At 50.9% G+C, this 17,248-nt stretch carries 10 protein-coding genes and 1 tRNA gene; 8 read left to right on the top strand and 3 right to left on the bottom strand.

Features of this window, described 5'->3' with window-relative positions; translation table 11 throughout:
- Positions 1–92: 92 nt before the first annotated feature.
- Positions 93–3,143, top strand: coding sequence for a zinc-dependent metalloprotease (locus P8J86_02645; GenBank protein MDG2053583.1), 3,051 nt, complete (start codon positions 93–95; stop codon positions 3,141–3,143).
- Between the two features lie 114 nt (positions 3,144–3,257).
- Positions 3,258–4,901: a SpoIIE family protein phosphatase gene (locus P8J86_02640; GenBank protein ID MDG2053582.1), complete on the top strand. Its 1,644-nt coding sequence runs from the start codon at positions 3,258–3,260 to the stop codon at positions 4,899–4,901.
- On the opposite strand, the gene P8J86_02635 is transcribed toward P8J86_02640, so the two are convergent.
- Together P8J86_02635 and P8J86_02630 are read right to left on the bottom strand one after the other, a co-directional pair.
- Positions 4,902–5,432: a hypothetical protein gene (locus tag P8J86_02635; protein ID MDG2053581.1), complete on the bottom strand. Its 531-nt coding sequence runs from the start codon at positions 5,430–5,432 to the stop codon at positions 4,902–4,904.
- Positions 5,429–6,598, bottom strand: a complete 1,170-nt coding sequence (locus tag P8J86_02630) for a hypothetical protein (GenBank protein ID MDG2053580.1) — start codon at positions 6,596–6,598, stop codon at positions 5,429–5,431. The genes P8J86_02635 and P8J86_02630 overlap by 4 nt, the downstream gene beginning before the upstream one ends.
- A gap of 191 nt (positions 6,599–6,789) precedes the next feature.
- Between P8J86_02630 and P8J86_02625 the strand changes: the two genes are divergently transcribed.
- Entirely contained in the window at positions 6,790–9,252 is a 2,463-nt protein-coding gene (locus tag P8J86_02625) for a protein kinase (protein MDG2053579.1), read from the top strand.
- 34 nt (positions 9,253–9,286) lie between these two features.
- Here the strand turns inward: P8J86_02625 and P8J86_02620 are convergent.
- Positions 9,287–9,373, bottom strand: a tRNA-Ser gene (locus P8J86_02620).
- Between the two features lie 445 nt (positions 9,374–9,818).
- Between P8J86_02620 and P8J86_02615 the strand changes: the two genes are divergently transcribed.
- From P8J86_02615 to P8J86_02595, 5 genes are all read left to right on the top strand, one after another.
- Complete coding sequence (locus P8J86_02615) at positions 9,819–13,487, top strand: PQQ-dependent sugar dehydrogenase (GenBank protein ID MDG2053578.1); 3,669 nt, start codon at positions 9,819–9,821, stop codon at positions 13,485–13,487.
- A 318-nt stretch (positions 13,488–13,805) separates the two neighbouring features.
- Positions 13,806–15,323, top strand: a complete 1,518-nt coding sequence (locus P8J86_02610) for a GC-type dockerin domain-anchored protein (protein MDG2053577.1) — start codon at positions 13,806–13,808, stop codon at positions 15,321–15,323.
- A gap of 27 nt (positions 15,324–15,350) precedes the next feature.
- Positions 15,351–15,629 carry a hypothetical protein gene (locus tag P8J86_02605; GenBank protein MDG2053576.1) on the top strand — a complete coding sequence of 93 codons (279 nt, stop codon included), beginning with the start codon at positions 15,351–15,353 and terminating at the stop codon, positions 15,627–15,629.
- 229 nt (positions 15,630–15,858) lie between these two features.
- Complete coding sequence (locus tag P8J86_02600) at positions 15,859–17,034, top strand: PHB depolymerase family esterase (protein MDG2053575.1); 1,176 nt, start codon at positions 15,859–15,861, stop codon at positions 17,032–17,034.
- Between the two features lie 27 nt (positions 17,035–17,061).
- Positions 17,062–17,232 carry a hypothetical protein gene (locus tag P8J86_02595; GenBank protein MDG2053574.1) on the top strand — a complete coding sequence of 57 codons (171 nt, stop codon included), beginning with the start codon at positions 17,062–17,064 and terminating at the stop codon, positions 17,230–17,232.
- Positions 17,233–17,248: the final 16 nt, after the last annotated feature.

Raw genomic sequence — 17,248 nt, 5'->3', positions numbered from 1 at the left:
GTTGAAACATTGTCTAGGGCTGGAAATATGGACCATAGGTGATCGGTTCAGATGGAATTAGATCGCCTGAAATGAGGAGGAGCCAGATCAAGATGGCATATAAGAAGATGACCCGTCAGTTTGGAAAAGTTGCGATCATCGGCATCAGTGCCGTGGCTGCCGGCGTATTGTTGGCCGCAACAACTGACGAGACAACAGCGAACGTACCAGTGCAAATCAATGGCACTGATGCATTTATTGCTGGTGCCCCAGTTCCTGGTGGGCGTCGAGCCAGTGGTCAAGAGTTCCCCAGCTTCGACCAAGTGTCCGAAGGCTTTACCAAAGTGGTTTCAACTGCAGATGGTAAGAAGGGGATGTATACGCTTTATACGAACCCAAAGGACAGCGAGGTTCTTGCTGAGCTGCCGCGCGATTATGCAAACAAGAAAGTATTTCTTGCCTACACGATTGCTGGCGGCGTGCCCGAGTCAGGTGTCCAGGGTGGCGACGTCTACGCCTACTGGAAGCGTTTTGGTAATCGCTTGGCCCTCGTTCAGCCCAACTACGGCGTACGAACGACAGGCGATGAAGAGTCTAAAACGGGATTGCGCAGGGTGCACACAGATCGTGTTATTACTGATGTGCCGATCGTCACAACCGGACCGGGCGGTGGCCCAGTTATCAACTTGACCGACCTGCTCGTAGGACGATCGAGTCTCTTCTTTGGCGGTCGTACAGCGGGGGCTAACACTCGGCTCGCAAAGATTGCAAAGGCCAAGAGCTTTCCCAAAAACGTAGAACTGGCTTTTGAAATGCCGCTGGCTGGAGGCCAGTTTGGAACGATTTATTACTCGCTGGCAGAATTGCCCGAATCGACTGGCTATAAGCCGCGTGCGGCCGATGAGCGCGTCGGATACTTCACCACAACGCACCGCGATATTGGTGATGTAAAAGCAAATGACCCTTGGGTGCGTTACATCAACCGATGGAAGCTTGAAAAAGCAGATCCTTCACTGAGGATGAGCCCGCCGAAAGAGCCAATCGTGTTCTACCTTGAGAACACCGTACCAGTCCGTTATCGACGCTGGGTGCGAGATGGCGTTCTTGAATGGAACAAGGCGTTCGAAGAAATCGGCATCATTAACGCAATTGAGGTCTACCAGCAGGATGCCCGAACAGGCGCCCATATGGAAAAAGATCCTGAAGACGCACGTTACAACTATGTGCTCTGGACAAATGGTGACATGGGATTTGCGATTGGGCCAAGCCGAGTCCATCCCAAGACCGGCCAGATTCTCGATGCTGATATCGTGATGGATGAGGGCTTTCTCACTGGATGGGTAAAAACATGGGAAGACATGGTCCCGCAAGCGGTCATGGAAGGCTTTGGCCCCGAGACACTCGCGTGGTTGGCTGAACATCCAGATTATGATCCTCGCATTCTCTTGGCCTCACCAGCGCGTCGGCAAGATGTTCGTCGTGCTCTGAAGAGTCAATATGCGCAACAGGAAGCGCTTGCTTTTGCGGGACATCCTGCCGCTTCCATTGACCAGCAGCTCATTGGCGATGACAACTTTGATGGCTTGGGCTGCCGAATAAGCCAGGTCAATGGCAGTTGCCAGCATGCTGCGGTCAAGGCAATGGACATGGCGCTGGTTCGCCTCGATCCAGAAATGATTTCTCGTAAGTTGCAAGACAAGAAGAAGTCAGGCAAGAGGAAGCAGAAGGCAAAGAAAGACGATGCCGAAGATACTTCCACAGACGAGACTGCTACAACAGACGAGGAAACTACTGACGAGGAAACTCCACCACCACCACCGGAGCCTAAAGAGGAAGAGATCGAGATTATTATGCTCGACGGCGTGCCGGAAGAGTTCATTGGGCCACTGCTCAAAGAAGTCATCATGCATGAGGTGGGGCATACGCTTGGCTTGCGACATAACTTCAAGGGTTCGACGATTTACGACACGAGTGAAATGAACTCCAGTGACCTTAAGGGCCAGGCGTTGTCTGGTTCAGTGATGGATTATCTTCCGGTGAATATCAATATGGAAGATGGTCCAGAGCAGGGTGACTTCACAATGGTCACAATTGGCCCATATGACTACTGGGCCATTGAGTATGGCTACGGCAAGGGCAACTCCAAAGAGGTGGCCTCGCGCGGAACTGAACCAATGCTGGTTTATGGCACTGACGAAGATGCTTGGGGACCAGATCCTCGCGCAAGACGTTTCGACCTGGGCAAGAATCCTCTGGATTATGCGGATTCACAAATGCGGCTTGTGCAGGAGCTGCGAGGCCAAATTCTTGAACGCATGGTGAAGGACGGGGACAGCTGGGCAGAGGCACGTAAGGCCTATGACATGCTCCTTCGTCGACATACTGCAGCAATTAGCACGGCTTCAAATTGGGTGGGCGGAACGTATGTTCACCGTAATAAAAAGGGTGATCCAAACGAAGTCGATCCGATCATTCCTGTGGAAGCTGATCAGCAGCGACGGGCTCTACAGTTCATGATGGACAATAGCTTTTCAGATGAAGCCTACGGCTTATCACCTGAACTGCTGAGAAAAATGACACTCGATCGTTGGTATGACGAAGGTGGCATGTCTCAACTGTTTGATGATCCACCGTATCCAGTGCATGATCGAATTGGCTCCATCCAAGGCGCGGCCCTTTCGATGCTGCTCAACCCAGGCACCCTGAATCGGGTTTACGACAACGAATTCCGTGTGCCTGCTGATGAAGACACCTTGACGTTGCCCGAGATCATTGCACAGGTGAATCGGAATGCATGGTCAGAGGTGTATGATGTGCCTCAGGGCGACTTCTCGGAACGCAAGCCAATGATCTCGTCCCTGCGTCGTAATCTTCAGCGGCGTCATCTTGAGCGAATGGTTGATTTGGCGATGCCCGGTGGTATGACTGGACCCGCTGCTCAGCCAATATCCAATCTGAGTCGGATGCAGCTGCTTGAGCTTCAGGGCAAGATTAGGAAAGCGGAAGGCCGGGGTGATGCCTACACCAGAGCCCATCTGGCTCAAGCTGATGAGATCATCGAGCGTGTTATGAATGCTCAGCATATCTACAACACGGATGACATCGGTGGCGGCGGCGGAGGCATGATGTTCTTCCAGATGCATGAGGGCGCAGAAACCCCATAAGATACGGTGCAACTGAGTTTCAATCTTACGAGCCGTCACCAATCTGGTGGCGGCTTGTTTTTTGCGTTCAAGAGGGTGTGCTACACTCTTTGAGTCGACACGGAGTGAGTCAGCATGGCAAAAGTAAAAAAGGCGGAACAACCGGTCTCCGACCTTCTCCTTGAACCAATTGATGGCCCGAACATCGATCAGATAAGAATCTCTTCCAAATCACCAGCGATCATTGGCCGTGCCAGAGAATCACAAGTCATGCTGGCAGACAAGACGGTCTCTCGTCAGCATGCAGAGGTCTATTATCGTGATGGCAGTTGGTACATCAGTGACTTGGGCGGTCGCAACGGGGTTGAGCTCAATGGCATCCGTCTTCCAGTCAAAGAGCCAGCTGAACTGGCGCAAGATGATCTGTGCCTGATTGGCCCCTGGACACTACGTGTCATTGTCAATCCCAGCTTGCAAACAAATACGTTGCCAACGGATGATGGCACCAGTAATCAGATACGGGTTGCCCGTGTGAACGACAACCAGCTTGGCAGTATGGCCCAGCATCGACTCGAACGACTGATCGACTGCGCGGCCCGAATCAATGCTGCTGAGAATGTGACCGATTTAGCGAATGTTGCCGCTGAGGACGCTGTGGAGGGCAGTGGTTATCACCGAGCTGCATTGTTAAGCGCCGCGAGCCGGGATGGCGAAGTAACCGTCTTGGGGCTCTTTGATTCAGATGGTGCTGATGGGTCTGAAGATTTTGTTTTTAGCCGTTCCTTACTGAATGAAGCATCGAGCGGGCACATGGCTTGCATGATGGCTGACAGTGCCATGAACTATGGCCAGAGCATTGCCGATCTCAATATTCACTCCGCGCTCTGCGCACCAGTACACATAGGTAGCTCGGTCGCTGCGTACCTCTATTTGGATGCGCGCAGTCGTGAATCGGAAGTTCGGTCAGATGCCATGGGGTTTTGTCAGGCGGTTTCGAGAATTCTGGGTTTGGCTCTAGCCAACTTTAAACGTCTTGAGCTGGAGCGAAGGCAAAAGAGTCTTGAAGTTGATCTCGCAGCGGCACGAGAAGCGCAGCAGTTTATGACTCCTGCGGAAGAGGGTTCTTTAGGAAACTTGACCTATGCATCGATTATGCGCCCAGGGCGACACGCTTCGGGTGATCTCTTCGATCTTGTTCCTTTGCCAGATGGTCGAGCGGCGGTTCTGGTTGGAGATGTGAGTGGCAAGGGTGTTGGCGCGGCAATCCTAATGGCAGCAGCGCAATCGTTTCTACATGCCACGCTCATCCGATATGGTGATCCTGGCGAGGCTGTAACTCAGCTCAATAGGTATGTGACTGAGCGTTCGGCTCTGAATCGCTTTTTGTCACTGTGGGTTGGCGTCATTGATGTAAAGTCGAACCAACTTTCCTATGTTGATGCTGGCCACGGGCACTGGATGCGATGCCAATCTGGTGGATCGTGTTGGACACCCGATCGCCCAACTGGATTACTGGTTGGTATTGAGGAAGACAGTGAGTACAAAAGCGAAGTCACAGATCTTCAGGTCGGCGAGCGAATCATCTTATTCAGTGACGGGGTTGTTGAGCAGCCGGATCTCAGTGGAAGTCAATTTGGAATGGATCGTGTGATTGATATTGTCAAAAGCAATCAGTCGCCCATCCAAGATATTGAACAGATTTTTACTGATCTGCAGTCCTTTGCGCAGCGGCCACAGTTAGCTGATGACACGACCATTGTCTCTGTGGCGATTCACTAATTACCAGCCAGTTGGCGGCACGGTAAGCTGCTGAGAGGGTGTCTCAGAGACTGGTGAGGCGACTTCGGCTGCCGGTGATTGCGTTTGCTCATTCCTGTCAGCCTCTTCGATGATCTGAAGTTCATAGCGGTGTGGCAGAGTGCTGCCACTCATTGGTGTCCATGTATTCTCAATGGCATGGTCAGCATAAAAAATCTGTATATGACCTTGTTTATCAGTAATGATGATTTGAGCGGGGCCAATGGTCACCTGGTCAAACGCAATGAAGCCCTGGCTATTGGTGATTCCATAGGCCGTATTGCCAGGGCGCTGGAATGTAGTCAAAGAAAACGGCAATGTCCGAAAAGGTGGGAAGGGCAAGAACAACTGGTTTTGCCTGACGGCAACAGGGGTGTCCGCAATCGGCTTCTTCGTTGTTATCTCTCGGATTTTAATTTTCATCGGTACGTAAGTCGGCGCGCACGCATTTAGAAAAAAACAAGCAAGCCAAGAGATCGCCAAAAGCAGAAGGGTGCGAGGTATCTGATTCATTGCTTCGACATCTTTCTTATGCGTGCCATGGTGCGATTCCGAATGCCCCGCCTATGCCTGTCTTTGTGATCTGCAATATCTTCTAGGCTGGTAAAGCGAACCGCACCAAGGCCTCGAGGGCAAACAATGTCATACCGCCGGGTGGTTCTTACTGTGAACTCGTACGGGGCAGGCTCTGTTGGCCGAATGGTCGCTGAAGCCCCAGGGAGCAGTAATACATTGAGAGCTTGGGTCGTCTGGCCAAAACGAATGCTCTCGATCAATATGGCGTCACGATCACGGCAGGTAATTGTAAATTCGCCTTGCTTGTAGACCAGCTCAAGTTGGGATTGTTCTGGTAATGCGGCAACATCAGCAACATTGAAAGTCCATCTTTCTAACGCCTCATCTTCCATGGCATAAATCAGTACGTACTTGGAGGTATAGGCCACGAGGTAGCCAGGTAGTTCGGTGTTTGCTGGAGTCATTCCATCTGGATTTGCAAACGACAGTACGACGGGTAAGCCGAGGTGGCGTTCAAGCATCGGCTCGTAGGCTGTCGCTCCGACAATCGACTTTGAAAGCCCGGAGACACTCGATGATTGTGAACTGATTGCTGAACCCATCGCAGTGCCTCTGCTCACTTGGCCAACAGCCATGTTAAGCGCACTCGAGAACGCGTCACGAATTGAACCCATAAAGCAGTAGATACGACGTCTCGTTCGCCTGATCATTCCTGGGTTGGTGCTTTGGATGATTTGCTTGCGTCGTAATTGCCGTCCATGTTCAGTGAGACCTGTAACAGAGCGCACAATCCCACGACCTTGGCCAAGTTCATCTTCACTGACAAGTAGAGAGCTCTTGATCAAGCCCGATGCTGTTTTGTGTGGCTCGCTCCAGGCCAACTCAATGCCTTGTGAAAAGACATTGATCTTGCCCCAGTGGGCAGTGCTGGTGTTTGAAACAAATGTGACATTGAAGCCATTGATTCTCTTGAGACAACCGTCACGACTGCGGTACTGAAAGATGACGCCAAGGATGGCTGCGGCAAATACAACAAGAATCGTCAGCCAGAAGATATTCGTGAAATCAAAAAAGCTCCAGAACCATGCTGGCGCCGCTTCAGATTCAGGCGAGGTGGTGGCGAGGAAGCAATTAAGAACTTGGCTAGTAAGAACAGTGTTCATAGTGATGATTGTAATAGGGTGGGCACAAGCACAGAAATCCGTGCCAATAGTAGCTTCTGGACACCTTTGAGAACTCTCTGTTCGGTTTTCTCGTTCTGGCGGCTAAAGTATTGATTCTAAGGGGCCTAAGATTGACGCCAGAAGACCATCAGGAAAATCTTCCTCCGAGAGGACCTGCAAGCGAGAGCTTTATGCTGGGGTCAACCGGTGATGCCGCCAAGCCAGTTGGATGGTCGGGCTATGGGCAGCCCGACTTATCGCCTGGTGATCTTGTCGGTCACTTTGAGATTGAGGCTTGTGTCGGCGAAGGTGGTTTTGGCCTTGTGTACCGAGCTCGGCAGGTATCGCCCATCAAACGAATCGTTGCGATTAAGTTGCTGAAGTCAGGCGTGGAATCTCTCGTGATCATTCGCCGGTTTGAGCTAGAGCGGCAAGCATTGGCTCAACTGGCTCATCCCAATATTGCGAGAATTTATGAGGCTGGCCAAACCAATCACCATCGTCCCTACGTTGCTATGGAATACGTTGATGGCTTGCCGATCACAACCTACTGCGAGCAACACTCCGTTTCATTAGAGGGTCGCCTTGAACTTTTTTCGTCGGTCTGTGCCGCGGTTCAGCATGCACACGAACGTGGTTTTATACACCGCGATCTTAAGCCGGCCAATATCTTAGTTACGACAGAAGCGGCAGCCCCTGTGGCGAAGGTGATTGACTTCGGCATCGCGAAGGCAATTAGTTCGCACGAACCGTCAGAACATACAAAGGCGGGGCAGGTTGTAGGGACACTGGATTACATGAGCCCTGAACAGCTGTTGGGTACCGAGGGTGACATTGATACCCGCAGCGATGTCTACGCGCTTGGCGTTGTTCTCTATGAACTCTTGACTGCAGACCGCCCATTTGGATCAGAGTCGCTCAGTGAAAAAGGCCACGTTGAGGCTCACCGTATTGTGAGTAGTGTTGAGCCAATTAAGCCAAGCCTTCGTTCGCGCCAGCTGGCATTGGGCAAGCATGGAGACAGAAGAGAGGCACATAGATTGTCGTATCGCTCTATGCGGGGCGATCTTGATTGGATTGTGATGCGTTGCCTGGAAAAGGATCGTCAACGGCGATACGAATCAGCGCTCGCAATTAGAGATGAAATCCAAAGGGTGCTTAATAATCAGCCTGTGGAAGCGGGGCCACCCGGTCGCATCTATCACGCCAAAAAGTTTGTTCGGCGACATCGTCCACTGGTGTTCTCCTCGATTGCAATTTTTCTCATGTTGCTTGCTGCAGTGATTGCTACTTCAGTGTCGGCCGTTCGTGAGCGAGCCGCAAAAGCCCAGGCCCAGATTCGGCAAGCAGAAGCAGAGCAGCAAGCCGCTCAGTATCAGGCAATGGCAGAGTTCATGCAGGAGTCGTTCTCGCATGCAATGCCACATCTGGGTCGGCAATATGACACCACATTGCTCCGAATGATGCTTGATTCTTCAGTGGGCAGGATCGAGGAGCGATTCCAACAAGTGCCACTTGCTGAAGCTCAGGTCCGAATGACATTTGGACTTGTCTACCAATCATTGGGGCAATACATCGAAGCTGAGCGTCATTTGAGAGCGGCTTCGGAAATTCGGCAAGCCAATCTGAGTCCAAGTGATCCACGGCAAATTCAATCAAAAGTGGCCTTGGGTATTGTGCTTAATTACCAAGGCCGAATTCAAGAATCCATGGAGATCTTTCGTGATCTTTTGGCGACCGAAGGAAGCCGTGAGGCGATGACTGATGCCGAATATGTCGCGGTGCTCCTATGCACCAGTAAAGACCGAATTGCCAAGGGGCAATATGAGGAGGGGTTGACGTTGGCGAAAGATGCTCGCCAGCGATCCATTGAGGCCTATGGAAAATTTGATATTCAGTCGCTCAATGCTTTCTTGGCAGTGTCTTATGCTCAGATAGAAAAAGGCAACTACACGGAAGCAGCAAGAGAAATTGAAGAAGTAATGCCGCGACTGAAAGCGATCAGTTCACGTCATCCAAGCACGCTCTACGCATCTTCCCAGCTTGCGATCGCATATGCAGGGCTAGGCCATCTTGATGAAGCAAAACGTATGGCGACGGATGCCAAGGATATGACTGAGTTCGTTTTAGGTGCGGAGGCCCCGCAGTTCAAAGATGCAACTTTGATCTTGGCAAAGATATTGATTGAACAAAGAGAATTGCAAGCGGCTATCGAGTTGTTGGAATCAGTGGCTAGCTTGACTTCAGAATTAGAAGAGCGGCCCTCGCTTCAACGTCAGATTAGAGCAACTTTGGCTCGTGCCCAATTGCAGTCTGGGGACGCTGTCGCTGCTCTTACAAAAGCGACTGAAGCATTGGAAGAAGCGAACCGCCAGTATGGATTGATCAACAAAGAGTCAGTGCAGTATCTCAATCTTGTGGCAGCTTGTCTTTATGAGCAGGGGCAACTCAATGAGATTGTCTCTCTCTACAGGCAGATTGCGCTCGCTGAACCAAGCTCTGCTTGGCAAGTCGCACTGAAGGAACAAGCGATTATGGATTGCTGCAATTTCGTTGCCGATCTGAGTGGCCAGCAGGTGGATTGGCTCTGTGGCAATGATGGGGCACAGGAGGCCTCAGTCTTCGTCGAAGAAATTGGTGATCAGGGACCGTAAAGGTACGCCCGCCTGAGGGGCGAGCGTACCAAAGCGGTGGGGATGGGATTCGAACCCATGATGACCCGGAGGCCATACCGGTTTTCAAGACCGGCGCATTCAACCGCTCTGCCACCCCACCGAAGCAAAATGAGAAAATGGTCGTGGGCGGAATTCTATCTATTTTGAGCAGCTGTCGGTGTGTCTCATTAGTCTTTTTCGGGGTGCTTTTTGTGCAAAATCTCCTATCGGATGGAGGAAATCGGACGAGATAGAGCGATTTTTCGGCTCAAATACCACTTTTCTCTTTGGCTATGCCATCGTTCTGGGGCACCCTTTAGCGGATCGAGTCGTGCCTGGTAAAAATAGCCCTAGGCTAGATTCCAAGAAAATTTGAATCGCCAGCGGGCCACTTTCATTGGATCAAGTTGGTTTTTTCGCATCCGATACGCTTATGGGCTCGTATTGGATGAGGAGAGAAGTGTGTTCTGAAGGTCATTTGCCTTCGTTCATTCCCAAGATTTCAGAGAGATCAGAGAAGTAAATACCCAAACCCAATGGTATCGAGAGAAGGAGCATTGAATTCAATGCACATAAGAAGAGGCAAGTTCGTGGGGTCCGGATGTATTGCGGCGATGGCGTGTGGTCTTTTCCCATTAGCAACCTCAGCGCAAGAGTGTGGTCAAGTTGGCCCGGACGTTGTGGTCTTCGAGTTGCCAAGCATGAATAGCTATGGCTCAGAGGGTAACGTTGCCGCATTTTCGGTTGGCACCACATCTCTGAATGCGGGCGACACACCATTATGGTGGCGTTCAGGCACAAACGAAAAACCAGTGATCACTCAAAATATCTACCGACTTTGTAATGGTCGGCTCGAACATCTTGGCCAAAGTTGGCTCAAGCATGGGTTCTTCGCACTTCAAGGAAACTTTTGCGAGTGCGATCCAGATGATGATGGTTCTGAATTAGGTCCAGGATGTACTGATCCATACGGCGCCGGTCTCAATGGTGACCAAGGCGGCATGGGCCCAAAGTATGAAATCAATGCATATGAAGGTAGCCATATTGCAGCTGCCGACTGCCTCAGTTGTACTGGCGATACGGTTTTTAAGCGTATTCAGATTCCGCATGCTGACTTGGATCCAGCGCTGAATGACGGCTGCCTCTACTTCGCCACGGCTCAGTACATCTCTCCAGACGATGCTGCAGCGGGCAATCACTTTAACAATGAGTCTTATCGACCAGCAACTGTAAGCCAGACATCGAGCTCGTACACAATGCAGGTAACTGGATCCACCCAAATAGGGCAATCTGCTGCTCAGATTTGGCAGGACTATGACGCAAGCGTGACCGAAACAGACATCTTTATCCCGGATGAAGGCCTCCTGATTATGGCGGCAAAGGCGACTGAAACATCGCCTGGTGTATGGCGGTACGAATACGCATTGCAGAATTTGAATTCACATCAAAGTGTCCAAAGCCTGTCTATTCCTTTTGCAGATGGCGCCAATATCTTCAATGTTGGCTTCTCGGATGTTGATTACCACAGCGGTGAGCCATACGACCTCACGGACTGGGGCAGTAATGTTGATTCTGGCAGTAATACAATCACTTGGACCACGGATAGCTACAGCTCAAATCCAAATGCAAATGCGCTTCGCTGGGGCACCATGTACAACTTCTGGTTCGATGCAAATGTTGAACCGGGCTCGAGTACTGGCCTGGCATCCATGGGATTGTTCCGCCCACCATCGACGCGAGCTGGAGCAACCTCTGTCTCCGGCCTGACTGTGCTGCCTCTTGGTGATAGTTCAGTGGCCGACTGCAATGGAAATGGCATTGATGACTTCGATGAAATTGCCAACGGTACGGTTGCAGATTGCAACAGCAATAGTGTCCCCGATGAATGCGAAGATCTTGGTACCTGCACTGTGGTACTCAATCAAGTTGCCTCGGGATTCACAACGCCAACCTATGTCTGCTCGCCACCAGGTGATTTTGATCGCCTCTTTGTTGTTGAGCAAGATGGCTTGATCAAGATCTTAAATCTCAGCGATGGTACGACCAATAGCACGCCGTTCCTCGATATCACAGGGCTAACCAACGGTTCTGGTGAACGAGGCTTGCTCGGCATGGCATTCCATCCAAACTATGACAGCAATGGCAAGTTCTATGTGAACTACACCAACGGCAGCGGTAATACAGTCATCGCTGGATATGAAGTTTCGAGCGGCAATCCGGATGTCGCTAATTCGAGTAGCGCAACCAACATCTTGGGCATCACCCAAGATTTCTCGAACCATAATGGTGGCTGCCTTACCTTTGGCCCAGATGGCTATCTTTATATTGGCATGGGCGATGGCGGCAGTGGTGGCGACCCGAATAACAGAGCACAAAGCAGCAATAGCCTATTAGGTAAAATGCTGCGTCTCGATGTGGATAATCCAGGGGGAAATTATATTCCTGCTGACAATCCCTATGTAGGCTCCTCGGAACGAGATGAGATTTGGGCCTTTGGGGTGCGCAATCCCTGGAGATTTAGCTTTGACCGATTGACCGGTGATATGTATATCGGCGATGTCGGCCAGGACGCGCGGGAGGAAATCAGCTTTGAAATAGCTGATAGCGGTGGCGGTTACAACTTCGGATGGAGATGCTATGAGGGAGATGCGAACTACAACACGTCTGGATGTAGTTCTTCTTCAGCTTATACCTTCCCGATTCTCGATTATGCTCATAGTGGCGGCGTTTGCACAGTGGTCGGTGGCTATGTCTATCGCGGCTGCGATATTCCTGGGCTGCAAGGCACTTATTTTTACGCCGAGTACTGTGCCGATTGGATCCGCAGCTTTGACTATGATCCGGCATCGGACTCGCTGAGTAATGAGCAGGACTGGACCAGTTCTTTGGGTTGGTCGGGCTCCAATGGCGCCATTATTTCATTCGGTGAAGATGCTGCTGGCGAACTCTATATCGTTACCAGCTCTGGTCGTATTTATAAGTTCGCTTGTGATGACGGCGGCACTGATCCTGTCTGTGGAAATGGCATCGTTGAGCAGGGCGAGGAATGTGACGATGGCAACAATGATGCTGGCGACGGCTGCTTCAATTGTCAGTTCGAAGACCTTGGTGATAACAACGATTGTGGTGGCGCTGTTCTAGTCAGCGATGGCGTATGGCCTGTTGATACAACCAATGCAACCACTGATGGCCCAAGTGAAACCGGCTGTAAGTGGGATGGCTCCTATAACGATATCTGGTATCTCTACGAAGCTTGTGGGAGCGGCACACTCACTGTGAGCACCTGCAATCAAGTGAACTACGATTCTGATCTCATGATCTACTCTGGTGATAATTGTGCCACAATGACGCTCCTTGAATGTCAGGATGACACCGATGGGTGTTCTGGCTATTCCTCGATTCTCAATGCTGAAGTGGTCGCTGGCGAGATGTATACCATCAGAGTTGGTGGCTGGGATGAGTCAGAAGCAGGTACTGGCACGATGACTATTACGGGTCCTGGTGATAGTCCTTGCAACAGCGAGCCCAAAGACTGCAACGGCAATCTTATTGATGATGATGAAGACATCGCCAGTGGCACCAGTGAGGACTGCAACCTCAATGGTATTCCTGATGAATGTGATATCGACAGTGGCGCCTTTGCCGACTTCGAAGGTGGACCTGTTGGCAATTTACAGAATGGTTCCATCGTGATGGCCGAAAACAACTGTGCTTTCTGTCACCTTCCTGATGGCAGTGGGCAGACTGGTCCTAATATCCAGAATGCGTCACGCTCCTTCTTGTGGGTGAAGCTCGCTCCAGGGACATCTCACGCAGGTGGCTCTCATGAGCTGACTGAGCAGGAGTTCGCAGACCTTGAAGCCCATCTTTCGCAGAATGGTGGACGAGGCCGACCGGATGGTATTCTTGATGATTGCGCCGCCGTCTTGAGTGACTGTGATCTTGATGGAGTCAGCGATGGCGCTGCGATGGAAGCAGCATTCTTGGCTGGCTCTTACTTGGATATCAATTACGATGGCCTTCCTGATGATTGCACATGGCCAACATGTTCCGCAGACTTCGATCGTGATGGAATTGTTGGGCTGTCTGACTTCAGTATGCTGCTGCTCTTTTATGGCACTCCAGGCCCACCAGATATTGCGGGTGCTGGCAAGGGTGGCACGCAACCAAATGGCGTCGTCGACCTTGCTGACTTCTCACAGCTTCTCATTGATTGGGGATGCACTTCAGACTAACCCTGATCGCGCCGTGTTAATTTAGGATTTTTTCGAGGTTGCCCGCCCTTTACATCGAGTAAGGGGCGGGCAACCTGTTGTTTTGGGGTGATCATTCCGCCATCGTTTAATGTAATTATTTAACTCGGCAGCAGAGCATGGCATACGAGCACCGTTGTCGCTTAGAATGTGTCTTCAGTCGATTAGGAAACAAAAGATTGAGTTGGGGTAGGACTTACCCTTGGATCGGACGGGTTGAACTGTCATGTATCAGTAGAGTTTGAATTTTTCAGTGAGGCCCAGATCTGAGAGATGTGTTTTCAGAAAGAAAGAAGAACTATGCATACTTGCTTACGATTGATTCCTGTGATCTTGGTTTTGGGCATGATGGCCAATACCTCCTTTGGTCAAAGTGATTGTGGTGGAGGTCTTGGTGCTGATGTTGTTGTGAGCGACATCCCCAACGGCCGTGGCTACGGAAGCCTAGATGGAAATGCAGCTTTTAGCATTGCAACAATCGCCGCAAATATCGGCACTGAACAATTGTGGTGGCACGATAATTCAAATGAAAAACCAGTGATCTCCCAACATGTTTATGTTCTTAAGGATGGGCGACTGCGCCAGATTGGCATTGGTTGGCTCAAGCATGGGTTTGGGGCACTACAGCAGGCATACTGTGAATGTGTACCCTCTGGTAGCTTTTATGAACTCGGTGTTGGTTGCGCCGACACCTATACCAGTGGGCTCAATGGCAACCAAAGTCTGCTCGGGCCGCGATTTGAAGTCAATGCGCACAGTGGCTATCACCCCTGGCCAGCGACGGACTATAACCAGACTGGTGATGTGACGTATAAGCGCCTACGAGTAAGCGAAAGTGAGATTGTTGAGGGGCTCAACGACGAAACAAAATATTTTGCCACCTCGCTTTATATCTCTCTGGATGATGCCACCAATCAAAATGGCGACAACAACGAATCGTATCGGCGCATGTATTTCGATACGTCAAGCAATGGTGATTGGGATATTGATATCAGCAGTAGCCATGATCCTCAGGTTGGCCAGGCAGCGGTACGGATCTGGCAAGATCACGATCCCGAGGTTGTCGAAACCGACGTGCGCGTGAATCATGAAGGCCTTGTGATTGCCGCTGGTAAGGCGACTGATCTTGGCAATGGCGTGTGGCACTATGAATACGCTGTCGAAAATCTCAATAGTCACCGAAGCATTCGGTCCTTTAAGGTGCCTATTGATCCAAGTGTCAATGTCACCAACATTGGCTTCAATGATGTTAATTACCATAGCGGCGAACCATTTGATGCCACCGACTGGCCTGGCTTTGTTCATCCAACGGGGCACATTTTGTGGGCAACTTCAACCTATGAAGAGAACCCAAATGCCAATGCCATTCGCTGGGGTACCACCTACAATTTCTGGTTTGACGCCGAAGTTGCACCGGAAGATGGGGTGATAGAAATGGATTTGTTCCGCCCCCAGACTGTTCGTGGGCAGGGAAATTCCGTCACCGCTCAAATGGTGGTTCCAGGCAACACAACTGTTGTCAACTTTGACTGCAACGCAAATGGCGTTGAAGATGCAGATGATATTACGACCGGGACAAGCGCAGATATCAATGGAGATCTCCTTCCAGATGAATGCGTTTGGGAGTGCCCTGGAGATATCGACCGCAACGGCATTACTGATGTGGACGACTTCTCTGTCTTCCTGATTCAGTTTGGTGGCTCGGGTACAGCTGACATTGCTGGCGGTGGAGCCAGTGGCAACGGCCCAGATGGAACCGTAGACCTGACTGATTTTTCTGCTTTCCTTGTCAGCTTCGGCTGTGTTGTTTCGGACTAAGCAAATGCGTATCCGTGGAGGTGGCACTTGAAGCGTTTATTCGTGACCTCAATTGGCCTTGTGGGGGCTTGCGCCCTATGCGGGTGTGAAGCGCCCGTTTCAACCGAGAATCTTTCTGCTCAACAAGAGCAGCTAGAGATCAAAGGACATGCAGCTGAAATGGGGCAGCTCGCGGGTTCCAATGAAACTGATATGCAGGAACTAGAACCAACTCAACCGGAAGGGACTGTTGGGTGGTTTGATGCAGATCCTTGGAGCGAAGCCGAGTCGCAAGAACAGATGCACGAAGCAATGGAAGACGAATAGCAACATGCTCCTTAAAGCGTGAGGTAATGCCAACGCAATGCGAAATCGTGTCCCTACGCCAGCGGCACACAAAAACTCATTCTTAACGAAACCCAATCATTACCCAGAATGACAGTTATAGGAGCTGGAACAATGTTAAGGATGGCCATTTCTGGCTGCTGTAAATCGTGTTTTGGCTAAATGCTCATTTGCCACAAGGCGACCCCGTAAGTCCAGGTATATTAGTCTTATGCTGAAGCTATTTATTCTTCTTGTCTGCGCGATGCCTGCTGTCACTGCAAGTGCACAAAATATTTCATTCCAGCACGATGGACTCGACCGGAGGTATCGGATTCATATTCCGGACTCACTTCCGGGAAATTCGCCGCTGGTCGTGGCGCTGCATGGGTATGGCGGTAACAACAACGACATGATGAATAACTATGGCTGGACGGAGCTTGCCGACGAGGAAGGCTTCGTTGTGGTGTTTCCCAACGGCACGCGCGACCAGTCCAACAATCGATTCTGGGATGTCGACTACGACTTTCATCAGGGAATCGATATCGACGATGATGGCTTTCTCTCTTCACTTGCCATTCATCTTCAGAACCTGCATGGTCTTGACCCAGAGCGAACCTTCGTCACCGGATTCTCGAATGGAGCGGAGATGTGCATCCAGCTCGCCTGCCGAGAACCAGAAACCTTCACCGCTTTTGCCCCAATCATCGGCATGATGCTCGACACCCTCTTCACAAACTGCAACCCCGCGGTAGTCCGGCCGATTCTGTCGATGAATGGAACCTCCGACTCAGTCACGCTCTACAAGGGGGACATGAACAACAGCGGTGGATGGGGTGCCTATCGATCGATCCCTGAAACGATGGCGTTCTGGGCGGACATCATGGAGACGCCCACGATGACTCGGACGTTCCTGCCTAACTCGGATCCTAACGATGGAAGTACGGTCAGGCTCGATATCTACACCTCGACCGAACATGATCGGTCGCTCTGGTACTACCTGGTGATCGGGGGCGGGCATGATTATCCCGGCCAGTGGGGCAACATGGATATCGATGCGACTCGAGAAGCATGGAACTTCTTCAAGTTGATTGATCCGTGCACAGATTGCATTGTTGACTGCAATGACAACGGTATTGCTGATTCAGACGATATTGCAATGGGAGAAGGCGCAGATATCAATGGAGATCTTCTTTTAGATGAATGTGCTTGGGAATGCCCTGGTGATATCGACCGCAACGGGATTACTGATGTGGAAGACTTTTCTATCTTCTTGATTCAGTATGGTGGCTCGGGTACAGCTGACATTGCTGGCGGTGGACCTAGCGGCAACGGTCCAGATGGAACCGTAGACCTGACTGATTTTTCTGCTTTCCTTGTCAGCTTCGGCTGTGTTGTTTCGGACTAAGCAAATGCGTATGTGTGGAGGTGGCACTTGAAGTGTTTATCGGGGACCTCGATTGGTCTTGCGGTGACTTGTGCACTATCCGGATGTAATGACCCCGTTTCAACCAAGAATCTTTCTGCTCAAAAAGAGCAGCTAGAGCTCAAAGGACATGCAGCTGAAATGTGGCAGCTCGCGGGTTCCAATGAAACTGATATGTAGGAACTAGAACCAACTC

This window comes from Phycisphaerales bacterium (assembly GCA_029268515.1).
In the GTDB taxonomy this organism is placed as follows: Bacteria; Planctomycetota; Phycisphaerae; order Phycisphaerales; family SM1A02; genus JAQWNP01.
Note: the sequence above shows the minus strand (reverse complement) of the source record. Positions and strands in the feature narration are given on the sequence as shown.